General features: G+C 40.6%; 19 protein-coding genes, 1 tRNA gene and 3 pseudogenes. 11 read left to right on the forward strand and 12 right to left on the reverse strand.

Features of this window, described 5'->3' with window-relative positions:
* Positions 1 to 27 precede the first annotated feature (27 nt).
* The 9 genes from BDD26_RS02215 to pepA all read right to left on the reverse strand — a co-directional run bounded on the left by BDD26_RS02215 (position 28) and on the right by pepA (position 10,917).
* Positions 28 to 531 (reverse strand): GNAT family N-acetyltransferase, encoded by a 504-nt coding sequence (locus tag BDD26_RS02215; protein ID WP_115825429.1) that lies wholly within the window; start codon positions 529 to 531, stop codon positions 28 to 30.
* 206 nt (positions 532 to 737) lie between these two features.
* On the reverse strand, positions 738 to 1,511 hold the full coding sequence (locus BDD26_RS02220; protein WP_038266685.1) for an amino acid ABC transporter substrate-binding protein: 774 nt from the start codon (positions 1,509 to 1,511) through the stop codon (positions 738 to 740).
* Between the two features lie 79 nt (positions 1,512 to 1,590).
* Positions 1,591 to 2,355, reverse strand: coding sequence for an amino acid ABC transporter ATP-binding protein (locus BDD26_RS02225; RefSeq protein WP_038266688.1), 765 nt, complete (start codon positions 2,353 to 2,355; stop codon positions 1,591 to 1,593).
* Positions 2,339 to 3,046: an amino acid ABC transporter permease gene (locus BDD26_RS02230; RefSeq protein ID WP_038266691.1), complete on the reverse strand. Its 708-nt coding sequence runs from the start codon at positions 3,044 to 3,046 to the stop codon at positions 2,339 to 2,341. The genes BDD26_RS02225 and BDD26_RS02230 overlap by 17 nt, the downstream gene beginning before the upstream one ends.
* Positions 3,047 to 3,293: 247 nt before the next feature.
* Positions 3,294 to 4,067: an amino acid ABC transporter substrate-binding protein gene (locus BDD26_RS02235; protein WP_115825430.1), complete on the reverse strand. Its 774-nt coding sequence runs from the start codon at positions 4,065 to 4,067 to the stop codon at positions 3,294 to 3,296.
* 594 nt (positions 4,068 to 4,661) lie between these two features.
* Positions 4,662 to 5,321, reverse strand: coding sequence for a N5-glutamine methyltransferase family protein (locus tag BDD26_RS02240; protein WP_115825431.1), 660 nt, complete (start codon positions 5,319 to 5,321; stop codon positions 4,662 to 4,664).
* 531 nt (positions 5,322 to 5,852) lie between these two features.
* Positions 5,853 to 8,750 (reverse strand): valine--tRNA ligase, encoded by a 2,898-nt coding sequence (locus tag BDD26_RS02245; RefSeq protein WP_115825432.1) that lies wholly within the window; start codon positions 8,748 to 8,750, stop codon positions 5,853 to 5,855.
* 13 nt (positions 8,751 to 8,763) lie between these two features.
* Positions 8,764 to 9,243, reverse strand: a complete 480-nt coding sequence (locus tag BDD26_RS02250) for a DNA polymerase III subunit chi (protein WP_038266699.1) — start codon at positions 9,241 to 9,243, stop codon at positions 8,764 to 8,766.
* 165 nt (positions 9,244 to 9,408) lie between these two features.
* Positions 9,409 to 10,917, reverse strand: a complete 1,509-nt coding sequence (gene pepA / locus BDD26_RS02255) for a leucyl aminopeptidase (protein WP_038266703.1) — start codon at positions 10,915 to 10,917, stop codon at positions 9,409 to 9,411.
* Between the two features lie 280 nt (positions 10,918 to 11,197).
* Here pepA and lptF point away from each other — a divergent pair, with 280 nt between their 5' ends.
* From lptF to BDD26_RS02270, 3 genes are all read left to right on the forward strand, one after another.
* Complete coding sequence (gene lptF / locus BDD26_RS02260; protein WP_038266706.1) at positions 11,198 to 12,298, forward strand: LPS export ABC transporter permease LptF; 1,101 nt, start codon at positions 11,198 to 11,200, stop codon at positions 12,296 to 12,298.
* Complete coding sequence (gene lptG / locus BDD26_RS02265) at positions 12,298 to 13,374, forward strand: LPS export ABC transporter permease LptG (RefSeq protein ID WP_038266709.1); 1,077 nt, start codon at positions 12,298 to 12,300, stop codon at positions 13,372 to 13,374. The genes lptF and lptG overlap by 1 nt, the downstream gene beginning before the upstream one ends.
* Before the next feature lie 344 nt (positions 13,375 to 13,718).
* Complete coding sequence (locus BDD26_RS02270) at positions 13,719 to 14,390, forward strand: hypothetical protein (protein WP_038266711.1); 672 nt, start codon at positions 13,719 to 13,721, stop codon at positions 14,388 to 14,390.
* A gap of 62 nt (positions 14,391 to 14,452) precedes the next feature.
* Here BDD26_RS02270 and ampH read toward each other — a convergent pair whose 3' ends face one another.
* On the reverse strand, positions 14,453 to 15,703 hold the full coding sequence (ampH, locus tag BDD26_RS02275) for a D-alanyl-D-alanine-carboxypeptidase/endopeptidase AmpH (protein WP_115825433.1): 1,251 nt from the start codon (positions 15,701 to 15,703) through the stop codon (positions 14,453 to 14,455).
* A gap of 385 nt (positions 15,704 to 16,088) precedes the next feature.
* On the opposite strand from ampH, the gene BDD26_RS02280 reads away from it, so the two are divergent.
* From BDD26_RS02280 to BDD26_RS02315, 7 genes and pseudogenes are all read left to right on the forward strand, one after another.
* A tRNA-Leu gene (locus BDD26_RS02280) sits at positions 16,089 to 16,173 on the forward strand.
* Between the two features lie 186 nt (positions 16,174 to 16,359).
* Positions 16,360 to 16,606 (forward strand): annotated as a pseudogene (locus BDD26_RS19675) (Arm DNA-binding domain-containing protein); the annotation flags it as partial.
* Positions 16,601 to 16,816 (forward strand): annotated as a pseudogene (locus tag BDD26_RS19680) (DUF4942 domain-containing protein); the annotation flags it as partial. The pseudogenes BDD26_RS19675 and BDD26_RS19680, both read left to right, overlap by 6 nt.
* 233 nt (positions 16,817 to 17,049) lie before the next feature.
* Positions 17,050 to 17,847, forward strand: a complete 798-nt coding sequence (locus tag BDD26_RS02295; protein WP_115825434.1) for a helix-turn-helix transcriptional regulator — start codon at positions 17,050 to 17,052, stop codon at positions 17,845 to 17,847.
* A gap of 440 nt (positions 17,848 to 18,287) precedes the next feature.
* Positions 18,288 to 19,075, forward strand: a pseudogene (locus BDD26_RS02300) (primase-like DNA-binding domain-containing protein); the annotation flags it as partial.
* A 960-nt stretch (positions 19,076 to 20,035) separates the two neighbouring features.
* The gene (locus tag BDD26_RS02310; protein ID WP_115825436.1) at positions 20,036 to 20,479 is read left to right on the forward strand and encodes a hypothetical protein; all 444 of its coding nucleotides are present in this window, start codon (positions 20,036 to 20,038) and stop codon (positions 20,477 to 20,479) included.
* 131 nt (positions 20,480 to 20,610) lie between these two features.
* Entirely contained in the window at positions 20,611 to 20,847 is a 237-nt protein-coding gene (locus tag BDD26_RS02315; RefSeq protein ID WP_115825437.1) for a hypothetical protein, read from the forward strand.
* A 91-nt stretch (positions 20,848 to 20,938) separates the two neighbouring features.
* On the opposite strand, the gene BDD26_RS02320 is transcribed toward BDD26_RS02315, so the two are convergent.
* Positions 20,939 to 21,886, reverse strand: coding sequence for a UvrD-helicase domain-containing protein (locus BDD26_RS02320; protein WP_211305441.1), 948 nt, complete (start codon positions 21,884 to 21,886; stop codon positions 20,939 to 20,941).
* Positions 21,887 to 22,558: 672 nt separating this feature from the next.
* Complete coding sequence (locus tag BDD26_RS02330) at positions 22,559 to 22,888, reverse strand: ISAs1 family transposase (RefSeq protein ID WP_244922629.1); 330 nt, start codon at positions 22,886 to 22,888, stop codon at positions 22,559 to 22,561.
* 797 nt (positions 22,889 to 23,685) lie between these two features.
* On the opposite strand from BDD26_RS02330, the gene BDD26_RS02335 reads away from it, so the two are divergent.
* Positions 23,686 to 24,339, forward strand: a complete 654-nt coding sequence (locus BDD26_RS02335) for a GntR family transcriptional regulator (protein WP_051502428.1) — start codon at positions 23,686 to 23,688, stop codon at positions 24,337 to 24,339.
* Positions 24,340 to 24,507: the final 168 nt, after the last annotated feature.

Here is a 24,507-nt window from a genome sequence, read left to right on the forward strand (position 1 = left end):
ATTGAAATCCAAAAGATATAGAGTTTGTTATAGTGCCTTGATCATTCTGATTTCACAATCACTGTGCCCGGTATTGCCCAGTGGTTCGTCAAGATAGCGAAAGCCCAGTTTTTCATATAGTGCAATGGCTGCTTTCAGATCTGCTGTGGTTTCTAAATAACAGCGTGTAAAGCCTTGTTCTGTGCCGAACTCCAGAGATTGTTTTACGATTTGTTTGGCAACGCCTTTTCCCCGCAGCTCCGATGAAAGATACATTTTTTGTAGTTCACAGGTATCATTGTCACCACCTGCCAGTGGCGCAATCCCTCCGCCTCCGACAATTTTCCCCTCCATTTCAACAACCCAGTAAGCGCTGCGTGGCTGGCTGTAAACTTCATACAGGGTATCCAGAATAGGATCGGCGACGGCGAAACCTTTGTCAGCGGTTAAACCGTGTTCGGCAGATACCTCACGGATAACAGCAGCAATGTCTGCATTGTCCTGTCGGGTGATAGGACGGATGATGTAGCCGTGTGTTGTACTGTTGGCCATTTTTTCCTCTTTGTATTTTTATTTTGTGATTAACGATAATCCGAGACAGTAGGTGTGTTTCGGAAAGTACGATGTAAGAAGCGTGGATATTGGAACCATGTTTCAGATTATCATCAATATTGTTGAGGTATTATTAAAGGATTCACGAAAATGATAAACAACACGGCATCATAGCGATGCCGTGGTTTTACGAATTGAGTGATGAGTTATTTCGAAATATCAGTACCGAAATATTTCTCAGAAATACGGGTATAGGTTCCATCATCTTTTATGTCTTGCAGTGCTTTATTGATGGCTTCTACCAATTCCGGATCACCTTTGCGCAGCAAAACGGCAGATTTACTTGCATCAGTCTGCTGGGCAACAATTTTAACTGGTGCGTTAGGGCGGTGTTTTTTGAAATCCAAAAATGACAGACGGTCATTTAAGGTTGCATCTGCCCGTCCGGTGACAACTAAATCAATGGATTGGTTAAAGCCATCCGTACTGACCAAATTAGCCCCATAAGATGTTGCTAACTGACCGTAGTTACTGGTCAGAGACTGAGCTGAGTGTTTTCCTTTGAGATCAGCGAATGATTTAATATTGTTGTTGTTATCTCTGGTGATCAAGGCAACCTGAGATGTTGAGTAAGGGATTGAGAAACTGTATTTGGCTTCCCGCTCTGGGGTGACACCCACTTGATTGATAACGGCATCAAAACGTTTGGCATCCAGCCCCGCAATCAGGCCATCCCATTTTACTTCCATAAACTCTGGTTTGACATTCAGGCGATGCGCAATTTCTTTGGCAATATCTACGTCAAAACCAGTGAGTTTGTTAGTGGTATCATGGTAGGTAAAAGGAGGATATGTGCCTTCTGTTCCAATCTTAAATACGCCAGAAGATTTGATGGCATCAAAATCTTTACCGGCATAGCTGGGAGCAGAAATAGCAAGGGCAGCGGCACCAGCCAGTAATAATTTCAAGAATACTTTCATTGTTTTTCTCCGAAGTAATTTTTCTTCAAATCAACTTTTTCAAACTAAATTTTTTTCAGAATAACGGTGGCACGGTGCTCTATATTTCCCAATCCGGTAAGGTTTCTGTCAGGGTTGAAATAAACTCGACAGTACGCTGTTGATTTGGGCGGGTAAACATGTGTTTTGCGCTTCCTGATTCAATAATTTCACCGAATTCCAAAAAGATAACATCATGGGCAAGATTAGCGGCCAGACGCAGATCGTGTGTTGCCATTAACATGGTCGTTCCTTCGTCCGCCAGCTGTTTCAATACTGAGACGACTTCTTTCGATAATTCAGGATCAAGGGCTGAAGTGGGTTCATCACACAATAATACTTTGGGGGATGGGGCCATCGCTCTGGCAATGGCAACACGCTGCTGCTGGCCTCCTGATAATGTGGTTGGCCAGGCATCAGCCTTATGGGACATATCCACTTTTTCCAGTAATTCAAGTGCTCGTTCTCTGGCGCGTTCACGCGGCCATTTTTGTACCCAAATCAGTCCTTCCATGATGTTTTCAATCACAGTGAGATGAGGAAAAAGCTGGAAATTCTGGAATACCATGCCAGTTTGCAGGCTAAAACGCTGGATTTCTTTGTGAGGCAGTCGCTCTTTACCTGTAAATGTGATTTTTTCCTTGCCGATCATTAGTTGGCCCGCTTGCGGAATTTCTAGCAGATTAATGCAACGCAACAGAGTACTTTTTCCACTGCCGGAAGGCCCGATAAGCGCTGTCAGATTGCCCTCCTGAATAGTCAGATTAATGTTTTTCAGCACCTTTTGTCCGTCGAAACTTTTTTCAATGTTAGAGAGCTGAATCATCTTTGACTTCCTTATTATTGCTATTTTGAGAGTATTGCCGGGAGAATTTCTTTTCCAGACGAACTTGCAGTGCCGATAGCAACGAACTCAGGATCAGATAAAGGATAGCTGCTTCGGTGTACAGGATCATTGGTTGGTATGTCACGGCAGCGATGCGTTGTGCAGCCAGGAACATCTCTGGCACGGTAATGACAGAAGCTAAAGAGGTATCTTTTACCAGTGAAATAAAGGTATTGGACAGTGGAGGTATTGAAACTCTTGCTGCTTGTGGCAGCACGATCCGACGCAAGGATTGCCACCAACTCATGCCGATGGAATGGGAAGCCTCCCATTGTCCTTTGGGAACGGAATTCAGAGCTGCGCGGATCACTTCCGAGGTATAGGCACCAACATTCAGGGTAAAGCCAATCACGGCAGAGGTGAATGCTTCCAATGTAATGCCGATGCTGGGCAGGGCGTAAAATATCAGGAATAGTTGTACCAGTAAGGGGGTTCCACGGATCAACCAAACATAAAAACGTACGACTGCAACCAGCGGCTTAGGCCCGTAAAGCCTGATCAGGGCAACAATAAACCCCAGTGTAAGCCCAAGAGCAAATGTAATCAGGGTAAGGGGAATAGTGAATGTCAGACCTGCGTAAAGCATGGGCCAAAGGGAATCGAGCGCTAAGCTGAGCCAGGATGGAGTCATATATTGTTCCTATATTTTATACCCGTCTTTCGTGTTGCAGCTTGCAATCCATTGGGTATATAGCCTAACTTCAAAAAGTATTTATTTCTTATGTGATTGTTTTATTGATGATATGGCAATAAGAGATCATAGTTATATAAAATAAAGTTATAGCTTAGAACTAATGGATAAGTTAGGAATATAAGGGAAGTATAGCGTCACTTGATTTGGAAAGATCAAGAGCCTGCTCCATCAGGCCCTGTTTGATTTATTTTGTTATTTCCTCGCCAAAATATTTATCCCAAATGCGTTGATAAGTGCCGTCAGCATTGATCTCAGAAATGGCTTTATCAACCGCGGCTTTTAATTCAGTGTCGTTCTTGCGCAGGAGCACGGCGGTTTGCGCTGCGTTGGTATCAGTTGCCACTATTTTTACTGGCGCTTCTGGTCGATGTTTTTTGTAGTCGAGATAGGAAAGTTTGTCATTAATGGTGGCATCAGCACGACCTGTACTGACAAGTTCCACCTCTTGATTGAAACCATTTGTACCGATAATTTCGGCACCATGTTTACGGGCAATCTGGGCGAAGTTATTGGTCAGGGTATGGGCAGAAGTCCGATCTTTCAAGTCACTGAATGTTTTAATTGTGTTGTTATCTGTTCGGATAATTAGCACGGCTTCAGAAATGACGTAAGGCAGAGAGAATATATATTTTTTCTTACGTTCAGGTGTAATCGCAATTTGGTTCATAACTGCATCTGAGCGTCCGGCATCAAGGCCCGCGATTAGCCCGTCCCATTTACCTTCAATAAATTCAGGTTTAACTTTCATACGCTGAGCAATTTCACGACCGATTTCCACATCAAATCCGGTTAGTTTTCCAGAAGCATCATGATAACTGAACGGAGCATAAGCCCCTTCCGTTGCAATTCTGAATACACCTGTGGATTGAATATTATCAAGGACAGATTTTGTATAAGCCAAATGCGTAAAACCTAATTGGATAATACTTGCTAATAATATCTTGCTTACAATTTTCATTTTACCTTCCTGATAAAGAGATTTATTATCAAATATAATACATGATTCATTTTTACGTCCAGCTGGTTTATATATAATATGAAATTATAAGGTATATTTTAATTTCCTTATTAAAATGTCAATAATCATCCATCGCAAACAGATAGTATTAAAAATATTGAATAATCATTTTTTTAATATAATGTTTTTATATCGTGATTTTGGGTGTGAATTTATTAATATTAAAATTTTGTGCTCAATGCAAAACTCATTATTCAGAAAAGGGATGCTGGATTATTTGCCCATCTGTATTCACTTTTACTGCAATAACTGTTTATTTTATTAGTAAACACACTGGCTCTATATTAAAGAGTTTAACTATACTAAACGGGCATATTGACCTTGCATCAAGATTTTTAACTTTGGAATCATGGCAGAGTGATGGTCTTCCAGTGAGGTTGGCAACAGAGAATGTAGTGCAGAAGCCCTTTTTTCAAAATAATGCCATACTCAGCCAATGTGATTGATCAGTCCCGTCTTTTCTTCTACCACGAGCGGTAGTACGAATCTTACTGCAAATGGATAGACTGATACCCTTTCTGCTGTTTATCGAATTTATTTTTTTATTTCATGAAAACTCCACCATATCCCAAATTTTTTCTCTCTTTTTTCTTTGTGCATAACGGAATACTTTTGAAGTGTTTTGTAGAATGCCTCCGTTGGGCCGAATTCTGCGAATGTCATAAACATTGTCCCTTCATCTGTCAGATAGTTACGATACTGGCTAAAAAGAGTTTCTCCGTAACTTGATATGGTATGTCCTGAAAGGCTTTTTTCTGACCAAGATTCGGGAGAAATTGGCCCATTAGCGAATATGTAATCATATTTACCTTCGACAGACTCAAAGAGATTACTATTCATAAAATGGATGTCAGTAACCTTATTCAAATAAGCATTGTTTTTAGCATGGTATAATATATGGTCATCGATATCTGTTGCTACTATCAAAGATGCGCCATTAAGAGCAGAATAAATGGCAAGAACACCACTGCCAGTTCCTATATCAAGAACTTTTTTCTCCGTAAAATTGTGATGTCTAATATTTTTTATAAGTAATGGTGTAGAATGCGTTTGTAATGGGGATGGAAGGAATACTTGAGGAATAACAGATAACTTAATTCCTGCCAGTGTGATTTTTACAGGGGTTCCATTATTTGTTCTTAATTTTTCCTGCTCCAACCACCATTTTATATAATTTTTGCTGTTCTTATTCATGGTAAACTCTTTTTGTTAGGATTATTTTCAATTATTAAGAATAGATGCGGTCGAGAGTTTTTCATTTCACGTGCCACACCATACAAAGATTGGCGTTTATCGCTTCATTATAATAAAAGCTAATGACCAATAGAAATCTGTAAAGGTCAAAACAGTTTAATTTCAGATGATGGGAATAATACTGAAAATTTGTTTGTAATCTCTGAATATTGCTGTTTCTGTGACTAAGCCTGTCTTTGGGAATATTGCTGCCACCCAGTCTATCAATTTGCTGTTAATTGCCGCTATTACAGATTTTGTTACGGGAGGCTTTTTTTAGGGGCATTTAATTGCTATTCCTCAGACGATTCTGTGCCGGTAAGAATCAAACCGAAATCTATTGGTATCTATTTTTTGATAATTATCTTAATAAGTCTTAAATCATTATAATGATTTAGTATATCAATCGGTGAAATTGAACAATCATCAATTAATTTGAGGAAAAAAAGCCACTGCATTTTTTTGCAGTGGCTTAATTCAATTTAAGAAATATTACAAGGCAGCAATGGTCTCTTTTTGCGCCAGTAATTTTTCTTTAGCAGCATTGTTTGTTGCCAGACGCTCACGTTCTTTGGTAACAACGGCTTCTGGTGCACGGCTGACAAAACCTTCGTTAGCCAGTTTGGTTTCGATGCTGTTGATTTCTTTATCCAGCTTCTCGATTTCTTTATCCAGACGAGCCAGTTCTGCGTCTTTATCTATCAAACCCGCCATTGGGATCAGTATTTCTGCACCGTTGATCAGTTTGGTCACAGAAACAGGCGCTTTTTCTCCGGCTGCCAATACAGTAACAGAAGAGAGACGGCCCATTGCCTGAATAAAGTTAAGGTTTTCAGCTACACGACGTTGTGCATCAGCATTTGCATCACGCAGCAGAACTTCCAGTGGCTTGCTTGGTGCGATGTTCATTTCTGCACGAATGTTACGTACCGCAATGATCGCTTCCTTGATCCACTCCAGATCGTTCAGCGCCAGTTCATCGACTTTAGCCTGATCGAATTCAGGGAAAGCTTGCAGCATGATAGTATCCGCATCAATACCTTTAACCACTTTCACACGTTGCCAGATAGTCTCGGTGATGAATGGAATGACTGGATGAGCCAGACGCAGCAAACCTTCCAATACTTCGATCAGAGTATGACGCGCTGCGCGGACTTCTGCTTCAGCACCTTTGTTGATAGCTGGTTTTGACAGTTCCAGATACCAGTCACAGAATTGGTTCCATGTGAATTCGTAAAGAATATTGGCGGCGATATCGAAACGGTAAGTATCCAGTGCTTCGCGATAGGCTTTTACTGTCTGGTTGAACTCAGCCAAAATCCAACGATCTGCCAGTGACAGTGACATTTCACCACCGTTTTGGCCACAATCCTGTCCTTCAGTGTTCATCAGCACGAAACGGCTGGCGTTCCATAGCTTGTTACAGAAGTTGCGATAACCTTGCAGGCGTTTCATATCCCAGTTGATATCACGGCCAGTAGAAGCCAGTGCTGCCAGTGTGAAACGCAGGGCATCAGTGCCGTGGGCTTCAATGCCTTCCGGGAACTGTTTTTCGGTACGCTTGCGGATTTTCTCTGCCATTTGTGGCTGCATCATATTGCCGGTACGTTTTTCCAGCAGAGTTTCCAGCGGGATACCGTCAATCATATCCAATGGGTCGATAACATTTCCTTTGGATTTTGACATCTTCTGACCTTCTTCATCGCGGATCAGACCGGTCATATAAACAGTTTTGAATGGTACTTGTGGTTTGCCGTTTTCATCTTTGATGAAGTGCATGGTCATCATGATCATGCGGGCAATCCAGAAAAAGATGATGTCAAAACCACTGACCAGCACATTCGTTGGATGGAAGGTTTTCAGGGCTTCAGTTTGCTCAGGCCAGCCGAGGGTAGAGAATGTCCACAGGCCAGAGGAGAACCAGGTATCCAGTACGTCTTCGTCCTGAGTCAGTACAATATCTGCACCCAGATTGTTTTCGCGGCGAACTTCTTCTTCATCGCGTCCAACATAAACATTGCCTTGTGCGTCATACCATGCCGGAATACGGTGGCCCCACCACAATTGACGGGAAATACACCAATCCTGAATATCCCGCATCCAGGAGTAGTACATGTTTTCGTACTGTTTTGGTACGAACTGGATATCACCGTTTTCAACCGCTTCAATCGCCATTTTTGCCAGTGGCGCTGTGCGGACATACCATTGGTCAGTCAGCATTGGCTCGATAACCACGCCGCCACGGTCACCGTAAGGTACGGTCAGCTCATGAGGTTTGATTTCTGCCAGCAGGCCCAGTTTTTCAAATTCAGCGACAATCGCCTTACGGGCAGCAAAGCGTTCCATGCCACGGTATTCAGCCGGAATTTCGGTCGAGTAAGTGTCAGAAACTTCACCATTAGTGTTGAAAACTTCTGCGGCTTCGCGGATATCGCCATCGAAGGTCAGGATGTTGATCATTGGCAGACTGTGGCGTTTACCGACTTCATAGTCATTGAAATCGTGAGCCGGAGTGATTTTCACACAGCCGGTGCCTTTTTCCATATCTGCATGCTCATCTCCCACGACAGGAATACGACGGTTGACCAGTGGCAGAATGATCTCTTTGCCAATCAGATCCTTATAACGCGGATCTTCCGGGTTAACGGCAACGCCGGTATCCCCTAGCATGGTTTCCGGGCGGGTAGTAGCAACAATCAGGTAATCTTTGCCTTCGGCAGTCTTGGCACCGTCAGCCAATGGATAACGCAGATGCCACATAGAGCCTTTCACTTCGCGGTTTTCGACTTCCAGATCAGAAATTGCAGTGCGCAGTTTAGGATCCCAGTTAACCAGACGTTTGCCACGGTAAATCAGATCTTCTTGATACAGGCGAACAAAGGCTTCTTTAACGGCTTTTGACAAACCCTCATCCATAGTGAAGCGTTCACGCTCCCAATCCACAGAGTTACCCAGGCGGCGCATCTGTTTGGTGATAGTGCCGCCTGATTCCGCTTTCCATTGCCAAATCTTGTCAATAAAGGTATCGCGGCCGTAATCGTGGCGGGTTTTGTTTTCTTCTGCCGCGATTTTGCGCTCAACAACCATTTGCGTTGCGATGCCTGCGTGGTCAGTACCGACTTGCCATAGCGTGTTTTTGCCCTGCATGCGTTGATAGCGCACTATAGTATCCATGATCGTCTGTTGGAATGCGTGCCCCATATGCAGGCTTCCGGTCACATTTGGTGGCGGAATGACGATGCAGAAACTTTCACGGCTGGTATCGCCATTCGGCTTGAAATAACCACTCTTTTCCCAGTGGTTATAAAGAGGTTGCTCTATCTCTGTCGGATTGTATGTTTTATCGAGAGATGGCTCAGATTGCGTTTTAGTAGCGGGTGTCTTTTCCATTGTATCTTGATATTCAATAGGTTGGCGGGGTTGCCATGGTCAAATTAAAGCCGACGCTACGATAGGATTTATATCGTTCGCGCGCTAACTGTTTCAGATTTTCATCAATAGGGACGAAGTCTATCACTTCATGGAAAGCCGTGGCAAAGTCTACAAAATGAGGAAGCAGCGTTACCAGAATATCACGGGGAGCGTTGCCTCTTTTTTGCGGCCAGCACAGTTCCACGGGGGCACCATGACGAGGGCCTTCTCCTGCAAGGTTATGTGGCACAAATTGATCTGGCTTTCGCTGCCATAGTGCTTCATCCAGTTTTTCGGCCTGTTGCTGGCTTTCACAAGCAATCAGAACCCGCTTCCCTGCACGCCATTGATCAGCAGCCAACTGACATGCCAGCCATTCATGCGGCTGCAATTCATCAAAAGACGATGATTCTTCCTGTAACGGTTTTTCCAACAACAGCTTTTCCAATAAATAGAAAGTAGCGTTTTTCATAAATTCTTTTACTGACAATGTCTCATGATTACAGAAAGCGAGTGATAGAAAAAATGATGGGCAAAGTGACGGAAAAGGGTATTGCTATTGCAATACCCTCAATCCCGTTGACTTTTTTAATACCTTTTACGTTAGCCTTTAAGCAAAAAATGGCTAGTCCGGGTATTAATCATCGGCATTCAAACCTGCACGATTTAACAGGAATTGTGACAACAGTGCAACCGGACGACCCGTTGCTCCTTTTGTTTTGCCTGAACGCCATGCTGTACCAGCGATATCCAGATGTGCCCAGTTGTATTTAGCTGTAAATCGGGACAGGAAAGCACCGGCAGTGATGGCACCACCAAGACGTCCGCACGAGTTGACCATATCAGCAAAATGGGATTCTAACTGCTCGGAATATTCGTCACCCAGTGGCAGACGCCATGCACGATCTCCCGCTTGTTCTGACGCGTTCAATAGCTCATGTGCAAGCGGGTTATGGTTGGACATCAAGCCTGTGTAGTGGCTTCCCAGCGCAACCATGCAAGCGCCTGTCAGAGTGGCAACATCAATAACCAGTTCTGGCTCGAAACGTTCAACATATGTCAGCGCATCACATAATACCAGACGGCCTTCCGCATCCGTATTCGTCACTTCAACAGTCTGACCGGACATGGTGGTCAAAATATCACTGGGACGATAAGCATGACCACCAGGCATGTTTTCGCATCCTGCCAATACCCCGATAATATTAATAGGTAATTGTAGCTCTGCGACAACGCGCATGGCACCATAAACAGAAGCGGCACCCCCCATGTCGAATTTCATCTCTTCCATGCCTTCGGCTGGCTTGAGAGAAATACCGCCGGAATCGAAAGTCAGCCCTTTACCCACTAACACGATAGGTTTCGCATTGGGATCTTTGCTGCCTTTATATTCGATCACTGACATCAGAGATTCGTTCTGGGAACCTTGCCCCACTGCCAGATAGGCATTCATGCCTAACTCTTTCATCTGTTCTTCACCAATCACTTTGGTGATCAGATTATCAGCACTGTCAGCAAGCTGGCGTGCCTGTGATGCAAGGTACGCAGCATTACAGATATTGGGTGGCATATTGACCAGATCTTTTGCCGCTTTAATACCGGATGCAATGGCAAGACCGTGCTGAATAGCGCGTTCACCGCTGGTCAATTCACGGCGAGTCGGCACATTGAAAACCATCTTACGCAAGGGGCGACGCAGTTCATTTTTGCTGCTCTTAAGCTGATCGAAAACATACAGAGATTCTTTTGCTGTTTCGACAGCCTGACGTACTTTCCAATAGTTATTGCGCCCTTTGACGTGTAATTCTGTCAAGAAACAGACCGCTTCCATTGACCCTGTTTCATTAAGGGTGCTGATCGTTTTCTGGATAATCTGCTTATACTGGCGCTCGTCCAGTTCACGCTCTTTTCCGCATCCAACCAACAGGATTCGTTCAGACAGCACGTTAGGAACGTGATGCAGCAATAAGGTTTGGCCCACTTTGCCTTCAAGTTCACCGCGGCGCAGTAAGGCACTAATATAACCGTTACTTATTTTGTCAAGTTGTTCTGCGATAGGGGACAGACGGCGAGGCTCAAATACGCCGACAATAATACACGCACTGCGTTGTTTTTCCGGGCTACCGCTTTTTACACTAAACTCCATGCGTTCTCCTGAATCTTAAAGACAAAGACAGATACAATCGCTAAAATACCACGTTCCGCGTTAAATCATCCCAAATAAAGTTCTCTGTTATGTTAAGCTGAGCATATTAATTTTAGATACTTAGCTAACGATAACTGTGCTCTAATTGAGAACGAATATATGGAATGCTTTGGTATCATTTTAGCAATGGGGAAGCCAAACTGATTCATATAAATGGTAGATATACGACGAAGTTAGCGACTTTCCTGCAAAAAGACAAGTTTTCACAGGCGTAATAAGCGTGATCATCATTAGATATCTGGTACGGGAAACTCTGAAAAGTCAAATCGCAATACTTTTCATCTTATTGCTGATTTTTTTCTGTCAGAAATTAGTTGAGGTATTGGGTGCGGCAGTAGAAGGTAATATTCCCGCAAATTTAGTTTTATCTTTGTTAGGCTTAGGCGTGCCGCAGATGGCGCAGCTAATTTTACCTCTGAGTTTGTTTCTTGGGGTATTGATGACATTTAGCAAACTCTATATGGAAAGTGAGATCACTGTCATGCATGCCTGTGGTTTAGGCAAAGGTGTGTTGGTGAAATCTGCTCTCATTTTGGCTCTGCTTACCGCAATGCTGGCAGCGGTCAATGTTATCTGGCTCACTCCATGGTCATCCAAATATCAGGCACAAGTGCTGGCAGATGCAAAAGCTAACCCAAGCCTTGCGGCGATAATGGAAGGGCAGTTCAAACCTTCCAGAGATGGCAACATGGTGTTGTATATCGGTGACGTCAAAGGAAATAATTTTGAGAATGTATTCCTTGCTCAGCTTCGACCAGTGCATAACCAGCGGCCTTCTGTGGTTATCGCTGATGGTGGGCATATGGAAGAGTTACCGAATGGCAATCAGGTAGCGGTACTTCATGAAGGAACACGTTACGAAGGTACTGCATTGTTACGTGATTTCCGCATCACAGAATTTCAAAACTATCGGGCAGTCATAGGGCACCAAAGCCCGGAAATTGACAACGGCAAAGTTGAACAAAAATCAATGGATGAGCTGTGGCATGGCAACGATCCGGATTCCCACTCAGAATTCCACTGGCGTTTAACCCTGATTGTTTCTGTCTTGATTATGGCGCTGATGGTTGTTCCGCTCAGTGCAGTCAATCCGCGCCAGGGGCGTGTGCTCAGTATGTTGCCAGCCATGTTGCTCTATCTGATTTTTTTCCTGCTGCAAAGTTCCCTCCATTCCAATGGCGGTAAGGGCAAACTTAACCCTCTGTTTTGGATGTGGCTGGTTAACGGTGCGTATTTTGCTTTGGCACTGGTGCTCAACGTATGGGATACCGTCCCGATGCGTAAGCTGCGTTCACGCTTTAAGATCCAAGGAGCAGCCTGATGTTTGGTGTATTAGATAGATATATCGGGCGGACGATCCTACAAACCATTCTGATGACACTGTTCACTCTGGTGTCATTGTCCGGCATCATCAAATTTGTTGAGCAGCTTCGTAAAGTCGGTCAGGGGGAATATACCGCTCTTTCTGCCGGCCTTTATACGCTGTTGAGTGTTCCCAAAGATATCCAGATTTTCTTCCCGATGGCAGCATTGTTGGGCGCACTTCTGGGTTTGGGAGCACTGGCAACCCGCAGTGAGCTGGTGGTTATGCAGGCTGCTGGTTTTACCCGCTTGCAAGTGGCTGGTTCGGTAATGAAAACCGCGATCCCATTGGTTCTGTTGACGATGGTTATCGGTGAATGGGTGGCTCCACAAGGTGAACAAATTGCCCGTAACTTCCGTTCCCAAAAGATGTATGACGGTTCTTTAGTATCCACTGCTAAAGGGATTTGGACAAAAGATGGTCAGGATTTTATTTATATCCAGAATGTGGGTAAAGATAACTCCCTGAATGGTATCAGTATCTATCATGTTGATGACAAAAGAAAACTGTTATCAGTGAGATATGCGGCTTCTGCTGTGTATGATCAGGGCAACAAGCAGTGGAAGTTGTCTCAGGTTGAAGAGTCTGATTTAAGTCAGTTCGGTCGGATCACTGGTTCACAGCGTATCTCTGCTGACTGGAAAAGTTGGCTGACACCAGAAAAACTGGGGGTTGTTGCTCTTGAGCCTGCTGCACTCTCTATTCGTGGTCTGCATCAATATATTACTTACCTGAAACAGGGTCAGCAGGATGCCGGGCGCTACGAACTCAATATGTGGAAAAAGATCTTTGCTCCGTTATCCGTTGCGGTCATGATGCTGATGGCACTCTCCTTTATCTTTGGCCCATTGCGTAGTGTTCCTATGGGGTTAAGAGTTGTAGTGGGGATAAGTACTGGCTTTATCTTTTATGTTCTCAATGAGATATTCGGCCCACTCAGTCTGGTTTATAGCATGCCACCAATATTGGGAGCACTGCTGCCAAGTTTGTTGTTCTTTGCAGTGAGTATTTACTTACTTTTGTACCGAAAATAACAGCAACTATCTTATATACAAATGAATTTTCTTATCGCCTCTGCCTTTAATGGTGGAGGCGATTTGTTTTGAGCTTTTGTATGACAGGCATATTTTGGATAAAATTAGTTTACTTGAGTTACTATTTGCTTATTATAAAATATAGTTATTTTCTGGTAATGGTACTCATTCCTTTAATTTATTTACCATCTATTCACTGCCTGTTTCTATTTTGTTTTATCTATCCTTACTTTTACTTATTGAAACTTGGGATTTGTGAATGTCATTAACATGTAAATAATCACTGTATCTTTCTGAAAAAACAGTTATTGATTGTTGTTGAGTCGCCGATGTGAGGTTTTTTTATGAAATACCTTAAATTTTTCCCAGAAGGATTCCATCTTTTTGAAGATGTACCTTATAACGCACCTAATGAGCGACGCTTGACTATATCGGGCCATGGCACATTAGGGGGAAGTCTTGGCACGCTAGATAGATCTTTAAATTTCATTAAACCGGAAAAATTAATATTGATTTTAAATAGATATCTTAAAAATGATATTTTTAGATATCGGCATATCCGTTTGTTATTCTGCTATTCGGCAGATAATAGGGGTTGGTATAGTGATTCTTTTGCAGGTAGATTTTCCCGATTACTACCTAATCCGGCCCGAATTATCGTCGAGGCTTATGAGGGAGTGATTGAAGTGATGGCCACTAATTATAATAAAAGAACCCGGGCTTTCGAAAATATATCACGATTAGATTGGAATGCTTCTGTCACTAACAATAGAGACGGAGAACCCAAAAGGGTATTGGCATCTGATTATGATATCGACGATATGTACGAGTTTCTGTTTGGGTCTGGAAGCACATGTAGTGAAACAACTCGTTTAAAGACTGCTTTTTGGAACTCAGTGAATGAATTTGAATACACATTTAAGACTTGTGATCCCGTTGAATTGAAGGACATCCTTGCTTCTCGGGTATTCTTTTGTAACGGAAGATCCAGCAGAAATATAAATGACTTCCGTTAATTTCTATCAGATACAGCCTGAATTTTTGAACAGTAAAACTCAGGCTGTTGCTTTTTTATCAATTATCTTTTTACCAATTCTAACGACTTTGCTCCTGAATTCTGATTATGGTTCTGTGCCAGCGCAGTGATCAGCTCATTTACACCCTTAGTAACACGATGGAACTTACTGTGCTCTTTACGAGTCATTACCACAAATACCCCGATATTTTTTTCAGGGATCATCGCCATATAAGTATTGAACCCGCCACCGCCGCCGGTTTTCTGATAGATACCCGGAATATCTTTTTTGCTATTCATATAAACCCAACCAAGCCCGATACCATCGGCCTGGCCTGCCACATCCATTCCTTTGATTGACGTCAGATCGGCGCGTTTAAAGTAGATACCCTGTTCACGGCTGGCTGTCTGCTTCCTCAACTGATTGTGAGAAGATAAAAACTGTTGCATCCAACGCTGCATATCGGCGGGGGTAGAATAAATTCCTCCACTGCCTGCTGCGGCAATAGTACTGATACAGGGACTGGATTTGATCCCTTCCATCAACCGGGCACATTGAGTTTGGGTAGGCGTCAGGGTTGTATCTTTCATCTTATAAGGATGGGTGATTTCTTCTCGCAGAAGTCGGGGATAAGGCTCTCCTGTCGCCTTGGAAAGCGCATCTGCCAATAAATCGTAGGCCAGATTGGAATAAGAAGCTGTTGTACCAGGAACGGCATTTATTTCAGCGGATTTCAGCCAAGTCCAACGATTGGATTGAGTTGGCCAGATAAACACCGGGCGTCCCCACTTTCCGCCAGGTTGTTCCCGTGGTAGCCCGCTGGTATGACTTGCCAGATGATACAACCGGATTGGTTGATTTGCGCTAAAGTTTGGTATACGGACGCCATAATAAGAATATTTCTGCAATGGATCGGTGATCCTAATCCGTTTTTTCTCTGCCAGTTTGATCATCACCTCGCTAGTCATCAATTTGGTGATAGAAGCAATACGAATTAAAGAATTCTGATTTGGCTTAATACCACTCCCTGGATAAGTTTCTCCAAAACTGCGATGCATGACCTGATTATTATCAATAACTACCATTGCCATACCTAACGGATTACCTTCATTAAAGATTGACTGGGCATACTGTTCAACCAGCGCTGAAGTTAGTTTTCGGCTGTAGGCATTGCCGTCAAACACTTCCCATTTTGTGGGCTGTATACTTGAGCGCTGAGTTTTGCTCTGATGTGAATGACCAGAGGTAGCGCAAGCTGAAAGCGCTAATGAAAGAGCGGAAACTATACAAAGTTTATAGAGCCGTTTGTTCATTTTTGGATTAACCAATCAGGGAGCGTAATTAATTGAGGGGACAAAACCGTTATTTGTTCTTCTTAAATATCGCAATAACGGCACCGATAATGAAGCCCAACAGAATACCAGCGAAGATCCAATTGATAAGAGTCATAGTTATTTACCTCAAGACAGTGTTTTGCTTTGAATTATATAAGGTGTTTATAGGTTGTCTATTGGTGATAAGGCGTTATAACGGGTTGATTGATGTTAGATAGAATGAATAAGGCTGAGATTTGAGCTTTTTTGTAGAAAAACAGGTAGATTTGCTTTTTTTTTCGGCGCTTGAACAAAATTGAAAGGATAAGTGTTGCGAATGGTCTTCTGACAAGTATAATGGCTCTCGTTTTCCGACCCCTTCAGTGCCGAAGTGGCGAAATCGGTAGACGCAGTTGATTCAAAATCAACCGCCTTCGGGTGTGCCGGTTCGAGTCCGGCCTTCGGCACCAACGGAATATCAATGGACGTCAACTGACGTCTTTTTTTATGTCTAAAATCCAGCAGTTACCCATCTTTTTCGTTATATTAACTCTCTCAAGGTCAACCGACTTCAACGTACATCTACCAACATATGTTGGTACAGATGATGGTATTTCTGGTTCGATAATGCTCGTACCAACAGGGAGGGCATAAGCATGGCGTTAACAGATATCAAAGTCAGAACAGCCAAGCCAACGGAAAAGCAATATAAGCTGACCGATGGCAGCTATGCATCTGCTCGTCCACCCGAATGGTTCTAAATACTGGCGTATGCAGTACCGTTTTGACGGCAAGCAAAAAATGCTGGCACTTGGGGTTTATCCTGACATCTCGCTGGCGGATGCCAGAACACGTCGTGACGAAGCACGTAAGTTGTTGGCGAATGGCATCGATCCGGGTAACACCATTCCTGATAATCGACATGATGTATCCATCCGATTTATGGATTTTATTCGTGATAACCCTCGTGCGCAGATGTTTGAGGACGATCTCTTCACTATTCGCTATTTCCAGAAGGGGACTGGGCACATCGCGTTTAAGCGTTTGGATCTGGTCGAAAAGATGAATGATATCGTGGCGAAGCACTATCCGGGGGCGTTGCCAGCAAAATGAGATGTGATGTTTTTATAAGCAGAGGGGAAAGTCGAAAAGTGTTATTCAAAGACTACGAGCTCACCGACACTGCTATCTACATCGTAGATCTCTGGCATACAAAAGAAGAATGATGAGGAAGCACTTTTTACGTTAACGAGTATTGCTTACCGATTTATAACTCTTTTTTGTGTTTTTTACTCATTAATGTGTTTTAATGGCATCCATTACTTTTAAGTAGGAGGTATGCCATCTTGCAAAACAAAATCAAAGAACTTCGTACCCAACTATCAATTACTCAGCGTGAGTTGGCAGATATGGTTGGTACCAGCCAACAGCAGATTCAGCGTATCGAAACAGGGAAAGTTGCGGCCAAATTGGGGCTAGCGCAAGCGATCAGCGCTGTCTTAAAGAAACCGTTAAGCGCTGTTTTTCCTGATAGCGATGACTTGCTGAAGAAATTGCGCAATCAAAGCAGTCGTAGTGACGATGAGCTGGAAAATATCGCCGCTAATGGTATTGAAATGGATGGTTGCTTTTGGAGTGTGAAACTCTGGTTACGAGGTCAGCAAGATTTTTTACTGTTACCTATTTCCCCGGCTGATAAGCGTCGTTTTTACTCATACTTTCAGGAAAGCGCAGTACCAGATCGTGAGCATTTTTTTGTTTTCGATTCTGAGCAGCATCGTTATGCCTTAAATGCCCGAGAAGTGATTTTCCACCAATTCCTGTTCGATGCGTTTCAACCTATTCCAGATGAAGAGGATAGCGATGCAAATGAGGAAAGCTATGGGAATGTCCATATCACTATAGTGAATGGTGGTCCTATTATTGAGCTGTGTTGTGAGCCTGAGATCTCTGAGGGCGACGGAATTGATGATATTGGTCAATTGAATGCATTTTTTGACATTCTTGAATCAGAGCCGGAATCAACAGAGCGATATCAGTTAACCGACATAGATGGAGAGGATGCTTTCATCCGTATTGGTTCTATTGCGATGGTCCGAATAGAGCTTGATGCTTTGGAGTCTGTCGAGGAAGATGATGCGTAATAGAATTCGGCATCTAACCCCAGTCATGCTCTTCCGGGATCGATGCCGAAAATCAATGAAATCACGTGTTGGTATCTGCGTTGGTATAATATCATAACGTTTATTATTAATTATTTTAAATCATGAGGTTGAGTGATATATGCGAGTCCGGCCTTCGCACCATTCGTTAGTTTTCTAACTTCTAATCAAGTCTATAAATTCCCTAAAAATTCCAATAAATCAACAAATTTCGTTATTTTGTCGTCTACTGTGGTCTGTTGCAATCAACATGCACCAAGGGGCATAATTTGGGGCATCTACACTTCGATTTTAAATGTGCCCAAAAATGAAACTAAACGCCCGATAAATCGAGACTACGAAGCCCAAAGAAAAAAACTACAAACTTGCCGATGTTATTATTTTGGAGAGTTATCCAATTAGTTTATTGTTGGTTGGTTCATTGCGCTATGCTGGCAGGCAAAGGGAATATTGTATCAGCAAATATGTCCGCACTGGAAAATGCACGGGATAGAGCACTGATTGTGGGCCACTCACTAATTATTTTGCCTGATCAAACTTGCTATGCAGGCGATGGTTCAGGCATTAAAGCGGCGATGAAGTTACTATCGAGAAGCATAAACAGCCCTATTCAACCCGCATTCCTGCTGTGGTGTTAGCGGTGAATAATAACGCCATGAGTTTCAGTGATCGCAGTGGCGGGGTGTCACGGCGCCGGGTGATTTTCAACTTTTCTGAGATCGTGCCGGAACATGAACGTGATCCATTTCTGCGGGATAAAATAGCGGCGGAATTGCCTGTGATTATCCAGCATTTACTTTATCGATTTGCTGCTCCGAAAGATGCAAGACGTTTACTGGCAGAGCAACAGAAATCCGAAGAAGCGCTAGATATCAAACGTGGCACAGATTCCTTAATGGATTTTTGCGGTTATCTGATTGCTTCCGATGAAGCTGATGGCATGTTAATTGGTAATGCGGAAATTATGCCGTTTAATCCCCGTAAATATTTTTATCATGCCTACTTTGCTTATATGAAAGGTAATAATCTGGATAAACCCATTTCTGTTACCTGATTTGGTATGGATATGCCGGGTGCGTTAGCAGAGTACGGCTTGCATTACCTGCGTAAGAAAAGTAAACAGGGCATTTGCAGCAATCTGAGCCTGAATATTGAAAACGTCAATGAATGGATGCTAAATTTAACAAGGGAAGACCTGCCAGACGAATAATTTTTTATTGAAATTTCTCAAAGAAATATAAAAAAGTGTTCACCACTGTTCACTCTATAATTTAAGCAAGATATATCAATGTATTATAGGGTGAATAGTGGTGATGAGTTTGGTTTCAAGTCATCACCCTTTAACAATATGAATTTAAATAAAAATATTTAAGAGTGAACAGTTTTATTACTAATTCTTTAACAGGGAGGGATAGATAAAAATGTTTTCTCTGGCAGGTGTTTTTCCAGCTTTCCGTGCTACTGGTTTAATTCATTAGCCAAGTAGCACGGAGAAGACAAGCGCAGCGCGTCAGTGTGGTTTTAATCTGTCGTCTTAAACAAAATATAACACAGGCAACTGTAACTATTTGTTTAATATGCGATATTAATTACGATTTTACAGCTTTCCCGTCAATCACACTAGAATAAATAATTATGGTATATTCTGTCCTGCGGTGTATCGAAAATATACAATTATCATGGGTAAGATAAAGAATTTTCTATATGTGGTTGTTTTTCGAATTGATAAAAATCATAAGTGAGGGTAAATGTGGATCAAGTTATTATTTAATATGTTGATAATAATAATTTTATTTATTTTTAGTAACATAGGATTTATTTCTATTAATTTAACTATAAAAGAAGTAATAATCCTGTGGACAAGTAAGAAATACACTCCATCCGAATTGTCTTTTTTTATTCATCTCACCAATTATATAATGCTGACTAACAATTTTCTGTTTGTTTTGTGCACTACCCTATTCTTGTTCCGAAAAAAATTAAGAAACAGTTTACGAATAATTTTTTTTATCTTTTTAGTTAGCCTACTGAATAATATAGCTACATTTATTTACACCCTAAATTTTTCAACTTTTTTTAAATTCATTAAAAATCAAGATATACATTGGATATTGACTTTATTTCCTGTATCAATGGTTATTATTTATATTCTTGCAAGGATAAAAAACAAATGAATAATAGGGATATAATCAGACAATCAAGGATTTTAGACAAACTCAACTCTCATACATTAAATATGTATGACACGACTTGTCGATGGCTACCTAAGGGTGTTTTTTTATGGGTAGAAACAAAGGGTACAGGCCATACATTTATTTCCGTTCATGCCGAAAGTGGAATAAGTGTATTTACCTATGGTCGTTATGCTGATACTGGACCATTAAGAATAACTGGTGATGGTGTTTTAATTTGGTTGCAAAATAATGAAGCAATAGAATATATGTCAACTGAGCTTTATAGAATGGAGGCTCAAGTTTATAACATCAGAGATGCAGATATTTTTGCAATAATGAGGTATTTTAAAGGCCTATGGTACACAGGTAAAAATATAGGCGGTACTTCCCGCCTGAGTCCACCAAAAAATTTGGGAAAATCATTGATGTTTATGATGTAACTGGGGTTAACTGTACAACTCACTCCGTTAAGGCGCTTAATTTCGCAAGCAGCGCAGTTTTTAAAAGAAAAAATATATTTTCTATCAATTATACTGAAGATTTTACTATCCCATATTCATTAAGAATATATATGAATGATATTGATACACTCAAGAAAAGTATGATTATCACTGATGTTACCTGGAGTTTTAAGCAACAAATGAGGAACACTAAAGGAGTAGTGCCTTTAAATGGAGCAGGAAAAGTGCAAGGAGCACTTGGTGTTGGTGCTAAATATTCAGGAACGCTAGACACTCAAAGTAGTGGATATGGTGGAGCAACTTTTGGCGGTTCGGCCGGTTGGAATTACACTCCGAAAGAAGAATAATCATAAATAATAAGTTACTCATCAATTATACTAAAGCGACTGAATAGACGCTTTAGTACTTCAATCAGTTAGAAAATTTTAGTCAATCAATTTATAGAATTTTGAAAAAATAATCTTCTTTTGGTGGCTGCCATAAATCTCTAGCAAAATACTTGTCATCCACAATAAAAGCAACACTATATCTAGCTCTTGTTATTGCCACGTAGAGTTTATTTTGGACTGTAGCTGTGGAATTTTTGGCAAATGGTTTTTCCTTTCCTTTTAGAAAATTAACTATAGATTCAGTAGGATGAATTAAGACATGTGCTGCTGTTTGGCCTTTGGCGTTACCAAAGGTTTTCAGGTTGCTATACTGTTCAAACTCTTTACCTGAGGCTGAGGAGTACCTGAGAATCATTGGTTGATACAGCTCAATGTAAGTTGCGGCATTATTCGGAGAAATATAGAAGACTCCTTGATGTTTTATATCTTTCGGAGGTCTAACTTTTGATATTGTTGGTACATAATTTTCTCCCTCGTGAACTGTATCCGCCAATTTGCAAATAAGATCAATGGATCGCCAGCAGTCGTTCATGGATTTTACCTTAAAACCCATTTTGGCATACGCAGCTAATTTATCAGCACTTGTTGAAGGTTTTTTGGGATTTGAAGAAGTATGATAAATGGTTTGTCTGAAATCACCAACTGCATGGAATTCGAGTTCTTTAGCCTTAACGATACGTTTTAGAAAGTCAAAGTCCCATCCAGCTAAGTCTTGTGTTTCATCAAGATAAACTCGTTGATAAATAGATTTTATCCTACTAGCGACATCAGCTTCAGATTCTGTAATTGTGCGACAGGCAAGTTTGGATATAAACTCTGTATGGGCTTGTCCTTTAGTGTCGAAGAAGTGTTTTGGATTGTACGTGTTACCATCTTTTTCTTTCCTTCCTCTTATCATGTATCCGTTTTTTATGTGAGGATTGCTACTATTAAGATTTATTCCAGTAATTCTACTAGGAAATATACAGCGTTGATAAGGTCTTACTATATCTTCCAAAATAAATGAGTACCAACCTTTAACAATAAATAGCTCTCTTCTAACTCTCCCCAACTCTTTGAACTAATGAATTAATTCATTCTGATTGCTTCGAGTGTAAGTTATAATTAGTACCTTAGAGTTATTATTTGTTAACTCTATTGCTTCTTTTACTATTTTCGTAGTTTTCCCAGCATCAGCACAGGCAATAAAAAGTTGCTTAGTCAAATTTCAATGCTTCCAATAAGTATTTGGGATACTGAATGGTTTTTTTGCTATCAAAGATTCGTATTGCAGAATCAACTTTCTTTGAACTATAGTCTTTATCGCTTTTTTCACCGATGTAAATTGACACAAAGTAAGGCTTTTTTCATATCTAAATCGGGTTTTTTATTAAAATTGTTATATGCTTTAGAAGATAAGGAAATTTTAGCTAGTGCGTCTAATGAATTAATATTTTTCGCATTAGCTTCAATTACAGATGGTTCGAGTGATTTTAATGAATCATTTTTTTCTGAAAAGAAACTTATATTGTCGAACTTGAATTTATTTGCGTAATCTTCAATGTTCGATTTGTAAGATCCATCATTTGAGGATGGCGTTCCTTGCAGTCAGCTCACCTCGTTGACCCGTCATACCTGGCGCTGCTCTATACGCCCATGATTGCCATCTATACTCTAATAAATATCATGCTCAACATGCCGAAAAGTGAGTTTCCAGCTGCGTATTCAAGAACAGTTTAATATCATCGTAAAATTCGCCCTGGTTACCTTTCGACCTCTGCACATAATCTGCCTTGCCTGCCACAATTTGGTTAGCAATTTGGTGCTGGCAACCCATGGCATCAATCATGATCGTCGTTTCTTCAATATCTAACAAGGCCAGAAGCTTCGGGATGGTTGTAATCTTATTGGACTTGTCCAAGACTTTGACCTGACCAAAACAAAGTTGATTCGCGACCGACCAGGCATTGACCAGATGGATTGCCTGAACACCATTAACCTTATCCCGTGTACCTCTCATCGTTTTGCCATCTAACGCAATAATGTCTCCTGATTTTTTTAAAAATAGACTGATTGATAGCTTGATATTTAAATTATTAGTTATTATATTAATGCATTGCACCCTTATGTTTAATGAGCATATTATTTTTTTGAAACAATCTTGTGATTGTTATAAGTGTAAATATCTTTTCTAAAATTTTGTTATTGGATTACAAGTATTATACTTGGATATTCAGAAGATAGGGTAGTGATATAGAATGTCTTTTTAAAGAAAAATTTTTTAACTTCATAATCATCTAAGCTAATTGTAAAATTTATTGAATTGATTTAAATCATATTATGGTAATGAAAAATGAATCAAAACAGTAAAGAAATATACATGTTAACTTTTGGACTACTTGGCTTGATTACATTAGGTGCTTTAGTTTCAATTAACCAATACTAAATTAACTTAAAGATACATTTAGTATTAATGTTAAGGTTATTTTGATAATTGCATTTTTGACTCAAATTTATTGTTCGTTAGGAATATTTTTTATTTCTCTATTGGGCGATAATTTTGAATGTGAAAAATTAATTTTTACTCAGATGCTGGCTAACCTGGACTATTAGTCTTTTCATCTTGTCAACATAAAAGTTGGCACTGATGACTGTATTTTTTTTAGAATACCATAAAACAGATAGAAAGTTATTGTAATTATTACAAGTGGATATTACTTAGTATATTATTAGCTCGAACAGTCAGTGGTTTTATTTTCTTAATTTTTGTAAAATATTAAATAGATTTAAATTAGTGAATTGATTTAAGGGAAAGAAATGGGAATTATAAAAACTTCATATGTTGATCGTGTTTATCTTCAAATTAAAAACAAAATCACTAATAATGAGTTCAAACCCAATGAACAACTGTGTATTTCTAAACTAACAGATCAGTTGAATGTCAGTTCTACGCCGATTAGAGAGGCGCTCAATAGACTTTTGCATGAACAATTTGTCATTAAAGGTGATAATAGAGGGTTCTATACGCGAAGTTTGGATTATAAAGAGCAATTAGAACTGGTTACTTTACGTGAAATACTCTTGCTATCTATAATTAAAATATACTTAAACAAAACATCTCAAGAAAATTTGAATGATTTTTCAAAAAAAATTGAGGATCTTATAAATAAAGAAACCAATTGTAATGCTGAAAAAATAAAAAATGTCGACAGTGAATTTACTGTTTTAATCCTCGATGCTATAAATAATAATGAACTAAGTAGGTTGTATACTAATTGTATAGAAAGAAATAGCTATCCATGGCATACTTTCATAAAACAAAATGCAGTATATTTCTTAGATATCTACGAGAAATTATCTTTCTATATAAAGAAACGTGATTTACTGAATGGCGAGTGGCTTATAAAGGGGATTTTTTGTAAATTAAAGAATAGTAAACACATAGAATTGTTATGTTTGGTTAGTGATTAAATATTTTTTTCAACCAAACATATTTTTAAAAAAATTTTATTATATTGTTCATCAAGAATAATGCTCACGTTTAATGAAAAAATTTACCACTTTATCATCACCGGAAAGCATTTGTAAAAAATCATATTCTCACTGGGAGATTTGATTAGAATATCCTTCCTCTTCTTA

Origin of the sequence: Xenorhabdus cabanillasii, assembly GCF_003386665.1 — a bacterium.
Taxonomy (GTDB): domain Bacteria; phylum Pseudomonadota; class Gammaproteobacteria; order Enterobacterales; family Enterobacteriaceae; genus Xenorhabdus; species Xenorhabdus cabanillasii.

Bases quoted from the DNA above. Each gene is read 5' to 3' on its own strand.
- BDD26_RS02215 (WP_115825429.1), bottom strand. From the start codon at position 531: ATGGCCAACAGTACAACACACGGCTACATCATCCGTCCTATCACCCGA.
- BDD26_RS02220 (WP_038266685.1), bottom strand. From the start codon at position 1,511: ATGAAAGTATTCTTGAAATTATTACTGGCTGGTGCCGCTGCCCTTGCT.
- BDD26_RS02225 (WP_038266688.1), bottom strand. From the start codon at position 2,355: ATGATTCAGCTCTCTAACATTGAAAAAAGTTTCGACGGACAAAAGGTG.
- BDD26_RS02230 (WP_038266691.1), bottom strand. From the start codon at position 3,046: ATGACTCCATCCTGGCTCAGCTTAGCGCTCGATTCCCTTTGGCCCATG.
- BDD26_RS02235 (WP_115825430.1), bottom strand. From the start codon at position 4,067: ATGAAAATTGTAAGCAAGATATTATTAGCAAGTATTATCCAATTAGGT.
- BDD26_RS02240 (WP_115825431.1), bottom strand. From the start codon at position 5,321: ATGAATAAGAACAGCAAAAATTATATAAAATGGTGGTTGGAGCAGGAA.
- BDD26_RS02245 (WP_115825432.1), bottom strand. From the start codon at position 8,750: ATGGAAAAGACACCCGCTACTAAAACGCAATCTGAGCCATCTCTCGAT.
- BDD26_RS02250 (WP_038266699.1), bottom strand. From the start codon at position 9,243: ATGAAAAACGCTACTTTCTATTTATTGGAAAAGCTGTTGTTGGAAAAA.
- pepA (WP_038266703.1), bottom strand. From the start codon at position 10,917: ATGGAGTTTAGTGTAAAAAGCGGTAGCCCGGAAAAACAACGCAGTGCG.
- lptG (WP_038266709.1), top strand. From the start codon at position 12,298: ATGTTTGGTGTATTAGATAGATATATCGGGCGGACGATCCTACAAACC.
- BDD26_RS02270 (WP_038266711.1), top strand. From the start codon at position 13,719: ATGAAATACCTTAAATTTTTCCCAGAAGGATTCCATCTTTTTGAAGAT.
- ampH (WP_115825433.1), bottom strand. From the start codon at position 15,703: ATGAACAAACGGCTCTATAAACTTTGTATAGTTTCCGCTCTTTCATTA.
- BDD26_RS02310 (WP_115825436.1), top strand. From the start codon at position 20,036: ATGAATAATAGGGATATAATCAGACAATCAAGGATTTTAGACAAACTC.
- BDD26_RS02315 (WP_115825437.1), top strand. From the start codon at position 20,611: ATGAATGATATTGATACACTCAAGAAAAGTATGATTATCACTGATGTT.
- BDD26_RS02330 (WP_244922629.1), bottom strand. From the start codon at position 22,888: ATGAGAGGTACACGGGATAAGGTTAATGGTGTTCAGGCAATCCATCTG.
- BDD26_RS02335 (WP_051502428.1), top strand. From the start codon at position 23,686: ATGGGAATTATAAAAACTTCATATGTTGATCGTGTTTATCTTCAAATT.